The sequence below is a fragment of the Myroides gitamensis genome, from assembly GCF_029894455.1.
In the GTDB taxonomy this organism is placed as follows: Bacteria; Bacteroidota; Bacteroidia; order Flavobacteriales; family Flavobacteriaceae; genus Flavobacterium; species Flavobacterium odoratum.
On record NZ_JARYHN010000001.1, the window covers coordinates 1,483,164 to 1,495,643 of the forward strand.

The 12,480-nt window shown below is 34.2% G+C and carries 12 protein-coding genes and 1 pseudogene; 5 read left to right on the forward strand and 8 right to left on the reverse strand.

The features are described 5' to 3' along the window. Positions 1-11 precede the first annotated feature (11 nt). Together M2306_RS06445 and M2306_RS06450 are read left to right on the forward strand one after the other, a co-directional pair. The gene (locus tag M2306_RS06445) at positions 12-2,024 is read left to right on the forward strand and encodes a histidinol-phosphatase (RefSeq protein WP_259190164.1); all 2,013 of its coding nucleotides are present in this window, start codon (positions 12-14) and stop codon (positions 2,022-2,024) included. After that, positions 2,005-2,301, forward strand: coding sequence for a hypothetical protein (locus tag M2306_RS06450; protein WP_259190163.1), 297 nt, complete (start codon positions 2,005-2,007; stop codon positions 2,299-2,301). The genes M2306_RS06445 and M2306_RS06450 overlap by 20 nt, the downstream gene beginning before the upstream one ends. A gap of 49 nt (positions 2,302-2,350) precedes the next feature. On the opposite strand, the gene M2306_RS06455 is transcribed toward M2306_RS06450, so the two are convergent. Genes M2306_RS06455 through M2306_RS06465 form a run of 3 tightly spaced genes read right to left on the reverse strand, consistent with a single transcriptional unit; the run spans position 2,351 to position 4,195 of the window. After that, positions 2,351-2,986 (reverse strand): conjugal transfer protein TraD, encoded by a 636-nt coding sequence (locus M2306_RS06455; protein ID WP_259190158.1) that lies wholly within the window; start codon positions 2,984-2,986, stop codon positions 2,351-2,353. A gap of 10 nt (positions 2,987-2,996) precedes the next feature. Beyond that, on the reverse strand, positions 2,997-3,422 hold the full coding sequence (locus M2306_RS06460) for a DUF3408 domain-containing protein (RefSeq protein WP_259190157.1): 426 nt from the start codon (positions 3,420-3,422) through the stop codon (positions 2,997-2,999). A gap of 5 nt (positions 3,423-3,427) precedes the next feature. Next, a complete protein-coding gene (locus M2306_RS06465; protein ID WP_259190155.1) occupies positions 3,428-4,195 on the reverse strand; it encodes a ParA family protein in 768 nt (255 codons plus the stop codon). A gap of 662 nt (positions 4,196-4,857) precedes the next feature. Here M2306_RS06465 and mobA point away from each other — a divergent pair. Next, positions 4,858-5,295: a conjugal transfer protein MobA gene (gene mobA / locus M2306_RS06470; protein ID WP_259190154.1), complete on the forward strand. Its 438-nt coding sequence runs from the start codon at positions 4,858-4,860 to the stop codon at positions 5,293-5,295. Next, positions 5,285-6,573: pseudogene (gene mobB / locus M2306_RS06475) on the forward strand (conjugal transfer protein MobB). The gene mobA and the pseudogene mobB overlap by 11 nt, the downstream one beginning before the upstream one ends. A 92-nt stretch (positions 6,574-6,665) precedes the next feature. Here mobB and M2306_RS06480 read toward each other — a convergent pair. Together M2306_RS06480 and M2306_RS06485 are read right to left on the reverse strand one after the other, a co-directional pair. Beyond that, positions 6,666-7,529, reverse strand: a complete 864-nt coding sequence (locus M2306_RS06480; RefSeq protein ID WP_259190152.1) for an SDR family oxidoreductase — start codon at positions 7,527-7,529, stop codon at positions 6,666-6,668. Between the two features lie 78 nt (positions 7,530-7,607). Then, the gene (locus M2306_RS06485) at positions 7,608-8,177 is read right to left on the reverse strand and encodes a Crp/Fnr family transcriptional regulator (protein WP_259190151.1); all 570 of its coding nucleotides are present in this window, start codon (positions 8,175-8,177) and stop codon (positions 7,608-7,610) included. A gap of 288 nt (positions 8,178-8,465) precedes the next feature. Between M2306_RS06485 and mobC the strand changes: the two genes are divergently transcribed. Next, positions 8,466-10,472, forward strand: coding sequence for a conjugal transfer protein MobC (mobC, locus tag M2306_RS06490; protein ID WP_259190150.1), 2,007 nt, complete (start codon positions 8,466-8,468; stop codon positions 10,470-10,472). Positions 10,473-10,535: 63 nt separating this feature from the next. Here the strand turns inward: mobC and M2306_RS06495 are convergent, their stop codons facing one another. From M2306_RS06495 to M2306_RS06505, 3 genes are all read right to left on the reverse strand, one after another. After that, positions 10,536-10,751 (reverse strand): transposase, encoded by a 216-nt coding sequence (locus M2306_RS06495; RefSeq protein ID WP_498882915.1) that lies wholly within the window; start codon positions 10,749-10,751, stop codon positions 10,536-10,538. A 278-nt stretch (positions 10,752-11,029) separates the two neighbouring features. Continuing rightward, a complete protein-coding gene (locus M2306_RS06500; protein ID WP_259190148.1) occupies positions 11,030-11,335 on the reverse strand; it encodes a hypothetical protein in 306 nt (101 codons plus the stop codon). A gap of 178 nt (positions 11,336-11,513) precedes the next feature. After that, positions 11,514-12,452: an arginase family protein gene (locus M2306_RS06505; RefSeq protein ID WP_259190147.1), complete on the reverse strand. Its 939-nt coding sequence runs from the start codon at positions 12,450-12,452 to the stop codon at positions 11,514-11,516. Positions 12,453-12,480 lie beyond the last annotated feature (28 nt).

The following is a 12,480-nucleotide window of genomic DNA, read 5'->3' on the forward strand; positions in this document are numbered from 1 at the left end:
TAAGCTTTAGTTTGAAGAAAGTTGATTTACATATTCATACTGTACCTTCTATAAGTGACAGAGAATTCTTTTTTAGCCTCAATTCACTGAAAGATTATGTTGAGAAATTAGAAATTGATTGTATTGCAATTACTAATCATAATCTTTTTGACAAATCTCAATTTGAATATATAGCATCTGAGTTATCAATCAAAGTTTTTCCTGGAATAGAAATAGATCTAGAAGCTGGTCACATTCTTTTAATATCGGAAAATGAAGAATTAGATGATTTTGCATTAAAGTGCAAAAAAGTAACTGACTTAATTAAGACAAAATCTGATTATATTTCTTATGAACAATTGATTGAAATATTTCCATTATTGTCTAAATATTTATTGATACCACATTACGATAAAAAACCTAATATTAAAATTGAAACTCTAACCAAACTAGGGGAAAATATTTTTTGTGGAGAAGTAACAAGCATTCGAAAATTCAAAGCGTGCTTAACTGAAAGTGATAAACTAGTTCCTGTAATTTTTAGCGATTGTAGATTTGTTGAAGATATGCCGGTTTTTCCAACCCGTCAAACATTCATTGATGCAGCTGACGATTCTTTAACATCAATAAAGGGATGTTTATTTGATAAGAATAAAGTATACCTTTCTAAAGAAGAAGGTAATGAGTTTTTTCAAGCGACAGACGATGGAATTATATTATCTACTGGACTAAACGTTATTATTGGTGAACGTTCAACTGGTAAAACCTATAATTTAGAAAGGATAATAAATGGTTTTGAAAACGTAAAATACATTAGGCAATTTTCTTTATTACAAAATGATGAAGAAAAATTTAAAGAGTTGGTTACAACAAGACACAGTTTAGTTTCTGAGAATTATCTTAAGGAATTTAAAGATGTAATTTATGCGATTAACGAAGTTGATATTAAAACTAATAATCAAAATGTAGAAAAATATCTAGAATCGCTTAAAAAGTTTGCTTCAGAAAGTGACAAGCTTGATAGTTTTTCAAAATGTAAGCTTTACAATGAAACTAAATTTGAACTAGATGATTTAGATAATTTAAAAGCCCTATTAAAAGCAACAAAATTATTACTAGATAATACAGAATACAGAAGTGTTATTAACAAACATATTCCAGACACTAATTTGAAAGACTTATTTTTCGAATTAACTGAGGTTTATAAAGAGAAACATATTAAAAATCTTGAAAAAAGTTTTGTAAACGATTTAGCTGAAAGAATAAAAGATGATTTGAGAATTAGATCATCTACTACATCTATTGAAGATGTCGATTTCCATAAAATCCAATTTGATAAAATGAAGGTTAATAAGTTTGATGAGATAACAAAAAAACTTCAAACTGAAAAAATTATTGATAGCAAGGAAATCAGAGGTTTTAAAGTTGTTGCTAAAACAAAGAGGTACACTGGTGCTAGTCAATTACAAAAGAAGAGTAAGTCTAAGTTAACATTCAGTGATGCTTTCAATAATTATGGTAATCCATATAAATTCTTAGTTTCATTAAGAAATGTAGCTATTGAAGAAACCGATTATTATAAATATTTCGTGGATATAGAATATAAAACCTTAAATAAACACGGATTTCCAGTTTCAGGTGGAGAAAGGTCTGAATTTAATCTTCTACACGAAATTAGTGATGCACTAAAACACGATATTTTACTAATCGATGAGCCAGAATCATCTTTTGATAATATATTCCTTAAAAACGAAGTTAACGAACTGATAAAAGAAATATCAAAAGAAATTCCTGTAATAGTCGTAACACATAACAGTACAATTGGAGCGTCTATAAAACCAGATTATTTGGTATATACAACCAAAATAATTGAAAGTGATGAGCTGATTTATAAAGTATATTTTGGTCACCCAATGAGTAAAATTTTAAAAAATTCAGATGGTGAGGAAATACAAAACATTGATATTTTATTTAATTGTCTAGAAGCAGGCGAAGAAGCCTACTATGAAAGAAAACTACAAGCTTATGAAATACTTAAAAATTGAAAACCATAAAGGTTATTTTATAAAAGATAAAAATCTACCAACAGACTGGACGGAAATTGACCAAATAGAAAAGGATGACTTACTCAAATTACTTGATATTGCAACTAATGAAGATTTTGAATTAGATCCTTATGAAGAAGATCTTTTACAAAACAAAGCACATCAAATAATCTATAAACATATTGCGGAAAAATTTACAACATTTTTAAGTAATAAGGGTAGATTTAAAGATGAGGCTGATAATTTGTTTAAGGCAGCTATAGAAAAATACCAATAAAAAACTAAAGCTTTCATTTGTCAAAATTAAAATAATATAGGGAGTTTGCTCACACAAACTCCCCAATATCAAAATCTTCTAAATTATTTTTCCGCAAGGTGGAAGAACCAGTTTCGATTTCAGATGAAAGTGTGCTATCCAAAAGCTCGGCAATTTTTTGAGAAGCACCTTCAATAGAATTTTCCAATAAGCTGAATAACTCCGTCCCATGCAATTTTTGAACTAGGGCAACTGCTGTTTCCTTTTGGGTATGTTCCAAATCATCTTTTTGGAGCAATGTCCTCACAGTGCTAAGTTCATTAAAGGTAACCCCTTGTGCAAGACTGTTATAGCTACCAGAGATTCCATACCTGTTCCATTCGTCTTCCTCTTCTTCAAAATCAGGCATATTACTGAAAACTTCGTCCAGCTCTTCCTGCGGAATTTGAATACTAACGATTTCATTTTCGTCGTATTCTATGTCTAAATTAGCTGGATTTATTTCTTGTTCCGTAATTTGGCTTTCATTGGACGCCTTTGGCAGATATTGGCTTTTTACAGGTTTAGGCTGCCCCATAATATCGGGTAAATCTGGATTCACTTTTTTCTGTATGCTGTGTTGTTCCGATCGTTTCTTAATGACAATTTTATCCTGTAAAAGCAGGTAAATGATGATCAGCAGGCATAATACAATTACTAATTCCATAACGAATGGTTTAAAAAATGGGTTTAAACTTTTGGTTAAAATCATCTGTAATTGCTTTCTCAAACAGTTCAAAATGATGTTCCAAGATATTGTCTAGATAAGCGTAAAGCGGAATCTCATCTTTGCCAATCACCTGTACAATTCGGGATAAACGTTCGTGATATTCCTGACGGATATATATACTTTTATCACCTCGTTTTGCCATTGAATGTGTTTTTAAAAAATGATCTCCATAACTTCCATCAAGACTTTTCTTGCTGCGGTTTTTCTCTCGTTGCACAGGTTTGTTACGGGGTAACTCTTCTTGTTTTTCATGATCTTCCGTCGGTTCAGAAGGAAGCTGTAAACCTTCTTTTTGTACTCCATCTACCATCAAGTTCATCATCAATTCCTCATCAATATTAGGCGTAATTTTTTTTCTGTTTGATTTTTCCATCGTGCTTACAATTGAGTGATTTTTAGAAATTCGGTGATAAATAGATCTAATTGACAAGCTTTCATCAGCCGTTCATCAGGTGGAATTAACGTAGAACGGAAAACGGTTTTACTATCGTTTTCACTTTCCTTACGAAAACGAGTGCTGTTTTTAACTTGACTTTGCATCAGACTTAATCCTAGTTGTGCTATAAGTTGATTGTACACATCGTATAAAGGCGTTCTTTCCCTGCCATCCACTTGATTCCAAAATAGGTTAATGGTTTTTATAGATGTTTCTCCTTTTTTCATAATGACATCCTGCAATAGCTGTGTAAAAATGAGGGTACTTTCCATGACCAATCGGTCGGCTGTAATAGGCGTGAAAATGTGATGCATTCCTGCTAATGCTTTCAGAATTCCTGGCGTATTAACGGTTCCTGGCAAGTCAAAGAATACGACGTCAATGGGAATGCCTGAGGAGTTTACGTATTCCTGCGCTCTTTCCAATACGCTGTCTGCTTTGTGTTGTACAATCTCGTATGCCTTTTTATTGATCGTCATAAATTGATTGTACGCTAGCTTCTTCAAATGTTCATTTTCCATTACCATTGCCAAGTCACGGACTTTCATTTTTGTTAAGCTGTGTTGTGGAAAATCCGTATCGAAGACAACGACGTTATAGCCTAATCGATAATGTAGCGTACTCGCAACAAGTGCTGTAAATGTACTTTTACCAACGCCGCCTTTTTGTGAAGAAAAGGCAATAAACAGAGGTTCCTTTTTTGTATTCATATCTATAAATTTTAAAATTCTAGTATTCTTGACCGTTTTTTTTCCTACTGGAATTACAGAGTGATAGCTTTCGTTCAGTTTGGCATTACTGCGTTCCTTCATGTTTCCTGTCAAGCAGGATTGATAACATTCATTCAGTCTATCATTCAAAACAGCAAGATGTTTAGAAAGCAAGCGATCCTGCGTTCTTGCCGTCTTGCACTCCTTAGATCAGGACTCCCTACAATCTTGCGTGTGTGCATTCTAGCCAACAAGCACCACGGACGGAAGGTCTTCTAGCCAACATTCAAATACAAAGAACTCATCATTTTGAATCGATTGATTAGCTACGGAAGCCTTTGGCGTTTATAAGTCGTGTTTGGCACTACTGTATAGTGCAACTCTTTTAAAAAGAGAGCTTTAATTTGTGTAGTGTTATTTTATTAACTGATTTATGCAAAAGGATTTTGACAAAATGAAGGTAACAGCAACGGCATGGAGCCGTTTTCCCCCTGTTACATTCAATTCCGATTCATCGGAATTATTGTGTTCACCAGAACACGGCAAGTTGTGTTTTGAGGCACTCGAAACCGAGTTTAGTGCCTCAAAACAACTTGCCCTTGCAGGGAGCAAGAAAAATCCTCCGAAGTCGGCTTTTCGTATAAATTATAAATGGATTAGTGATGAATGAGAGTAAAAACAACAAACACAATAAGGGCGGTCGCAAGCCAAAACTTAACCCCAGTACCAACCGCCACGTTTTCCGTTTGACAGATGAGGAAAATGCTAAACTTTTGGCGCTTTTTGAAGCATCAGGAATGTCGAATAAAGCCAAGTTTATCATATCTCAATTGTTCGGAAAAGAAATGAAATCGGTTAAAATTGATAAAGGAACCGTTGATTATTATATGCGATTGACTTCGTTTCATAGTCAATTTCGCGATATAGGAGTGAATTATAATCAAATTGTAAAGCTGTTATACCGTCATTTTTCGGAGAAAAAAGCAGCGGCTTTCCTTTATAAATTGGAAAAACAGACGGCTGAAATGGCAATATTATGTCAAAAAATCATCCAGTTAACCGAAGAATTTGAAGCTAAAAACCTTAAAAATGATAGCTAAAATTGGAAGAAGTGCAAATTTATACGGTGCATTGGCGTATAATAATCTGAAAGTAGAGAAAGAGAAAGTGGACAAATTTTGTTTGCTAATAAGATCATTGAAATGCCAAACGGAGCGTATTCTGTTGCTCAATTAACTCAATCTTTTGAGCCGTATTTGATTGCAAACCGAAATACAGAAAAACATACGTTGCATATTTCGCTTAATCCAGATCCTAAAGATCAAGTAACAGATGATAAATTTCGGGAAATGGCACAGGAATATATGCAGGAAATGGGTTATGGTGAACAGCCTTTTGTAGTCTTTAAACATACCGATATAGACCGCAGTCACATTCATATTGTATCGGTTTGTGTGGACGAAAACGGTAAAAAGATTTCGGATAAATTTGAGAAAATGCGATCGATGAACGTATGCCGAGAGTTGGAAAGAAAACATAATTTGATACCTGCAACAGACAAGGAACGTAAGCAGAAAGATAAGATTTTTCGTCCAGTGGATTATCGAGCAGGTGATGTGAAAAGTCAAGTCGCATCAGTCATTCGACACTTACCGAATTACTATCAGTTTCAGACTTTGGGAGAGTATAACGCTTTACTTTCTCTGTTCAATATTACCACCGAAAAAGTGGAAGGCAAATTGCATGGAAAGGCACAACATGGGTTATTGTACATACCGTTAAATGAGAAAGGTGAAAGAGCTGGACATCCGTTTAAGGCTTCGCTTTTTGGGAAGAATGCAGGACTTTCCGCTTTAGAACGCCACTTTTCGAAATGCAAAGAAAATCTGAAAAAAACGCCGACTAAACAAACCTTACAAGCAGTAGTTAACACTGCTTTGAAGTCTACCAACAACGAGCAGGCTTTTAAAAAGCAATTAGGAGAACAGGGCATTAACATCGTAGTCCGCAGGAATGACGCAGGTCGTATTTATGGAATGACTTTTATCGACCATAATTCTAAATCAGTTTGGAATGGTTCACGTTTGTCAAAGGAATTATCGGCAAATACTTTTAATGATTATTGGAACAAAAGTGTAAAACCTGACATTAAAGAGTCAGTTGAATTATCATCGAAGCTATCTAGAACTAATGATGTGGATCTTTCGCAAGAAGAACTTCATTCTTTATTTGATTTCCTAAATACAGAACCTCAACACGAATATGGTTTAATTGAATCTTTAGGAGGTCTGTTACCCGAAGCACAAGGTGAAGATTACGAGGAGTTGGATTTTGCTAATAAGATGAAGAGGAAGAAGAAAAGAATTGGTAAAGGATAGTTCACTCAGTTACCTCAAAAAACAAAACCTTCAATAAAATGAAGGTTTTTGAATTTTAATGCTATAATGGAAAAGTGAACATTATCAGTGTTTTACTTCAAGAAATCTCCCATTCCAAATGCTTTTATAGTTTTATTAAATTCAACTTGCACGGCATTATTTGCGGCATTGATATATTGTCCTGTAAAAGGATCAACATTAGTCCTTAGTGGACGTTCTCCTTTTGGTAAATTAATTAAATTCACAACGGCATCAGCAACATCTTGTGGGTTGGGATTTAAAGTTTCAAATGCTTTTCCAACAGCCGCCCCCATCTTATTAGGAAAATCTGCAATAGGTTCGTATGCGTCAACCACCGAAGTATCCGAACCAAAACTGAGTTTCTGCGACATCTCAGTCGGGAAAGCGCCTGGTTGTAGAATAGCAACGTCGACACCCAAGGGGCGTACTTCGTAGTGCAAACCCTCGCTAATGCCTTCTAATCCAAATTTTGAAGCACTGTACATAACTGCAAAAGGAAAGGAAACTCTTCCAAATCCGCTAGTGATATTGATGATTAAGCCTTCTGCTTGTTTACGCATATGCGGTAGTACCAATTTCATTAATCTCCAAGGTGCAATAACATTGATATCAAATATTTCTTGCACATCGGCTGTGGTAAAACTTTCAGCTATACCATTTCTGCTGAAGCCAGCATTATTTACTAAAATATCTATTGTTCCTTCCTTGGAAATGATAGTTTCGATGGCGTTCTGTACACTATCTTCATCTGTTAAGGCAACATCTAGTACAGTGATATTGTCTATCGCTGCAAGGGCTTGTGCTTTATCTAAATTTTTGCCCTTGGTATCTCTCATTGTAGCGTAAACGGTGTGCCCCAATGCAGCAACACTTTTTGCTGTAAGCCATCCAAATCCGCTATTTGTTCCTGTTATTAAAACTATTTTTTTGCTCATTATTTGTTGTTTTAAATTAATGACACAAAGTTCTTGATTTTAAAAAGGAAACTATTTACCATTTGGTAAAAAGCTATTTTAGCGGATGTTTTTTCTGATTCTACTTAACGATTGTTGGGTAATTCCCAAGTAAGAAGCGATATAAGAAAGGGGGACACGGTTGATAAGCATTGGGTATTTTTCAAGGAATGATAAATAACGGGTAGTGGCATCTTCTGAAACTAAAGGACTTCTTCTATCCATAGCGTCCATAAAACATTTTTGTACTATTTTTGCAGATATCTTGTCCCAATCAACGATTGTGTTTAAAATATCATCCCAATCCTTTTTAGAAAACACCAACATCTTACAGTCGGTAATGGCCTGTATATAATCAGTTGCAGCGGTTTGTGTATCAAATTTTTGCTGGTCTGATATAAAACTATTTTCATTAATAAAATAATACGTAATATCTTCTCCTTTATTATCATAATAGCAAAATCGAAGTACACCTTCTAAAACGAAACCAATGTAATTAGGGGATTTCCCTGCCTCGGAAAAATAGTCATCCTTTTTCAGTTCCAAGTATGTTGTTTTACTTTTGATAAAGTCGATTTGCTGTTGGTTTAAATTCCCAAACTGTAAAATATATTCAATTAATTTTTCCATTGTTGTAAAATTAGGAAACGGTTTTAACTAGGTAACTACCATTTGGTAAAAGTAATTTGGTGTCTTTTTTTACGCAAAATCATGGTGATAGATTGTCTAGATGATAAATATATACAAAAATAATGGATTGTGATTCCCTAAGACCTTCTTTGCATTTGTTGGATAGATTGGTGGTTGAAAGCTTTTCCTCTTAGCCAAATACCACCGTTCAACGCCATACATTGCCAGATTATTATATTCAGATTTCTTAGCCCTTAAATTCACGCCCGAACATTAAAAATTAAAACAATGCAGGGAGAAGACGATTTAAGAGGTTTAGCCAAGATAATGGCTTTTATGCGTGCAGTTAGTATTCTGTTGGTACTGATGCATCTTTATTGGTTCTGTTACGGTTTCTTTTTAGAACGCGGCTGGACATTAGAAATCATCAATAAAATATTAGGAAACTTTGATAGGACAGCTGGTCTTTTTGCTCATACACTTTATACCAAAGTATTTGCTTTAGTATTGCTGGCATTAAGCTGTTTGGGTACAAATGGCGTAAAGAATGAAAAGATAACATGGGCTAAGATTTATGTAGCTTTAGGAATTGGCTTTGTACTATTCTTTCTGAATACAGCATTATTAAAACTATCTCCTACGGTGGGCACTTTTCTATATATCCTTACAATCTCGTTAGGTTATATCGCTTTACTAATGGCAGGTGTATGGATGAGCCGATTACTTCGTACTAATCTAATGAACGATGTTTTCAATAATGAAAACGAGAGCTTCCAACAGGAAACTAAACTGATGCAAAACGAGTATTCTGTCAATCTACCCACGAAGTTTTATTATAAAGACAAATGGAATGAGGGGTGGATCAATGTTGTTAATCCATTTCGGGCAACCATCGTATTGGGAACACCGGGCTCTGGAAAGTCTTATGCTGTTGTAAATAATTATATCAAGCAGCATATCGAAAAGGGATTCAGTATGTATATCTACGATTTCAAGTTTGACGACCTTTCTACTATCGCTTACAATCACTTATTGAAGCATTCGGATAAGTATAAAATTCCACCTAAATTTTACGTGATAAACTTTGACGATCCACGGAAGAGTCATCGTTGCAATCCGCTCAATCCTGATTTTATGACGGATATATCTGATGCTTACGAAGCGGCTTACACCATTATGCTAAACTTGAATCGCAGTTGGATTCAGAAACAAGGAGATTTCTTTGTAGAATCTCCAATTATCTTACTTGCTGCAATCATCTGGTACCTTAAAATTTATGAAAACGGCAAGTATTGCACATTTCCACATGCGATCGAATTGCTAAACAAGAAATACGCAGATATATTTACCATTCTGACTACCTATCCCGATTTAGAAAACTATTTATCGCCTTTTATGGATGCATGGCAAAGTGGGGCTCAGGATCAATTGCAAGGGCAAATTGCATCTGCAAAAATCCCACTATCAAGAATGATTAGCCCGCAATTGTACTGGGTGATGACGGGAGATGATTTTACATTAGACATCAATAATCCTCAAGAACCAAAGATACTTTGTGTGGGTAACAATCCCGACCGCCAAAATATTTACTCGGCAGCGTTAGGCTTGTACAATTCAAGAATTGTAAAGCTTATTAATAAGAAAGGACAGCTTAAGAGTTCGGTAATTATAGACGAGTTGCCTACCATATACTTTCGTGGTCTGGATAACTTAATAGCAACAGCACGTAGTAATAAAGTTGCGGTTTGTTTGGGTTTTCAGGATTACTCTCAATTAATACGTGATTATGGAGATAAGGAAGCTAAAGTAATTCAGAATACTGTTGGAAATATTTTCTCTGGCCAGGTCGTGGGTGAAACCGCCAAAAACCTTTCGGAACGCTTTGGAAAAGTCTTACAAAAAAGACAGAGCATGACAATCAACCGAAATGATAAATCTACGTCAATCTCTACTCAATTGGACAGCCTGATACCAGCTTCCAAAATCTCTACACTTACACAGGGTATGTTTGTTGGAGCGATCTCCGATAATTTTGATGAACGCATCGAACAAAAAATATTTCACGCTGAAATTGTGGTCGATAACGAAAAGGTGGCTGCCGAAACCAAAGCCTACCAAAAGATACCACAGGTATTATCTTTTGTTGATGAAATCGGTGTTGATAATATGAAGCAAGAAGTCGAAGCTAATTACAAACAGATAAAACAAGATGTTATTCAGATAGTGGAAGTCGAAATGAACCGTATCCGAAATGATTCAAATTTACAACATCTAATCCAACAAATTGAAAAATGAAAATTACTTATTTAAAGCTGAGAAAATTAAAGCTGCTTTTTGGAAAAAAAATATTTCACAATATTAATTAATTATTTTTGTTCTGCTGATTGTTTTAAAAATTCCATTACTAGGAAAACTACTAGCGTCAAATTTATCGTAATCTTTACACCATTTATACAACATACTAACACGGATACCTAATTCTCTAGCTAGTTCAGTAATGTTCGAGCGTTCATTACTCAATTCTACAGCTTTTACTTTAAACGCTGGATCATAAATTTTTGTTTCTCTTGTTATAAGTTAAAATTAAGTGTTTTTCTCTTATCTTAAACTCCCAGCTAAATTAGTATATCCAGATGTGTCTGTAAGGTTAATTTATGAGTATAAACCTTTCTGAATAGTTGGTTTCTAAATTATTTAGAAAGGTTTAGTTTACTATTTATTAAGACGTATTAATGGAAGATCAGAAAGCATTTTCTTTAATCACATCTCTCTTTTTTGTTAATTTAAATAATTCGGTTAATTGCAATCAAATGAGTATAAAATGATAATATTTGAATACCTCATCTATCATATTATTTATTTTTATTTAAATAATCTACCCAAAGCTGAATATCTTCCTCATTAAAAAATATTTGTTGAGTACCAGTGAATCTAATGAGGTATTTCATCTTAGTATCATAATAGATGAATACTCCATACATACCTTTCATTGGGCCTGTAGTAACAGTTACGCCATCACCAATTTTATACTTCAGATTCTTATACATGCTTTTTTTTTTGTCTTTTTTTATCCGCTTAAGTTCTTTTTTTGTCAATAAAGAGTCTTGTTCAATCAATTTGAAAATTGATGAATTTTTCGTCTCTTGAATTGATGCCAAATTAGTTGTTGGTAAACTATTCTTTTCTTGTGTATTTGTAATATTATTAGATCCAATTAGCAAATAAATGCAAGTGAGTGTAGTGAATTTAAGAAACATAGTGATTAAAATATTGATTATTAATAATTGTAACCTTTCCGAATAGTTGTTTATTAATTATTTAGAAAGGTTTAGTTTGCTATTTATTTATACCTATTAACGGTAGGTCTGAAAGCATTTTTTTTAATGCAATTGCATCCCAAGGAAGATGTTCAGTAATACTTAAACCTACAACATCCACGTGTTCAGCCACCTCAGAAAGAAGATCTGTAACTTGTTTTAAGGTCATTCCACCAGAAGGCGATCCAACTATTTTAGGTATTGATGGATCAGGATTGGAGAATAAAAGTGAGCGAAATAATTTTGGATCAAGTACATCGAGATCAATGTGAATAGCTACGTTTCGAACCCCAATTTCTTTTAACCAATCGATGACAGGCTTACTATTTTGCGCTAATGTTTCAGGACTTACACTGCGAAGTTGAAAGCGTTCGAAAAATTTTTTTTCCATGTCACGTACTTCAGGTAGTTCCGGTAGCGTCTCACGTATTCCAGCAAACATAACATGACTCGATTTTACTGGTTGATGTACTAAATCTATAAAATCTTCATCACCCTCGCCCAATAGATTTCCCATAACCATAGCGTGACCATGTTGGAAAACTGATTTATTCATCACATCAGGGTGAGTGTCTACCCATAATATTGCTAAATCGCCATTATATTTCTCATTTAAGTAAGCAAAGGGAGATAATGTAACTAAGCAATCTCCACCTAGTACTACGATGCGTTCAGGATTATGTTTACCAATCAGTCTACGAGCATCATTTGCTTGGTCAAGCAATGCCTGTCTAGCTACAATCCCATCTTCTACAATTAACGGATCAGTAGTCGGTTCTTGGACATTGACTCTTTCAACAGGTCCATCGGTATTTGGAGCCAGCCATGCTAACATTTCTGAACCAAACATGTAAGATGCGTTGTTACCACCCTGCCATTGGGGAAATAAAAGACGGAGAGTAGAACTCTTATCTCCATCAGTAATTATTTCTCCTGAATTTAAATTTTTATTTATCATATCACTAATTTAATTTATAAACCAAAAG

What these genes read in the sequence shown, in the direction of transcription:
- M2306_RS06455 (WP_259190158.1), bottom strand. Translation starts at nt 2,986, where the DNA reads ATGGAATTAGTAATTGTATTATGCCTGCTGATCATCATTTACCTGCTT.
- M2306_RS06460 (WP_259190157.1), bottom strand. Translation starts at nt 3,422, where the DNA reads ATGGAAAAATCAAACAGAAAAAAAATTACGCCTAATATTGATGAGGAA.
- M2306_RS06485 (WP_259190151.1), bottom strand. Translation starts at nt 8,177, where the DNA reads ATGGAAAAATTAATTGAATATATTTTACAGTTTGGGAATTTAAACCAA.
- M2306_RS06465 (WP_259190155.1), bottom strand. Translation starts at nt 4,195, where the DNA reads ATGAATACAAAAAAGGAACCTCTGTTTATTGCCTTTTCTTCACAAAAA.
- M2306_RS06505 (WP_259190147.1), bottom strand. Translation starts at nt 12,452, where the DNA reads ATGATAAATAAAAATTTAAATTCAGGAGAAATAATTACTGATGGAGAT.
- mobA (WP_259190154.1), top strand. Translation starts at nt 4,858, where the DNA reads ATGAATGAGAGTAAAAACAACAAACACAATAAGGGCGGTCGCAAGCCA.
- M2306_RS06480 (WP_259190152.1), bottom strand. Translation starts at nt 7,529, where the DNA reads ATGAGCAAAAAAATAGTTTTAATAACAGGAACAAATAGCGGATTTGGA.
- M2306_RS06450 (WP_259190163.1), top strand. Translation starts at nt 2,005, where the DNA reads ATGAAATACTTAAAAATTGAAAACCATAAAGGTTATTTTATAAAAGAT.
- mobC (WP_259190150.1), top strand. Translation starts at nt 8,466, where the DNA reads ATGCAGGGAGAAGACGATTTAAGAGGTTTAGCCAAGATAATGGCTTTT.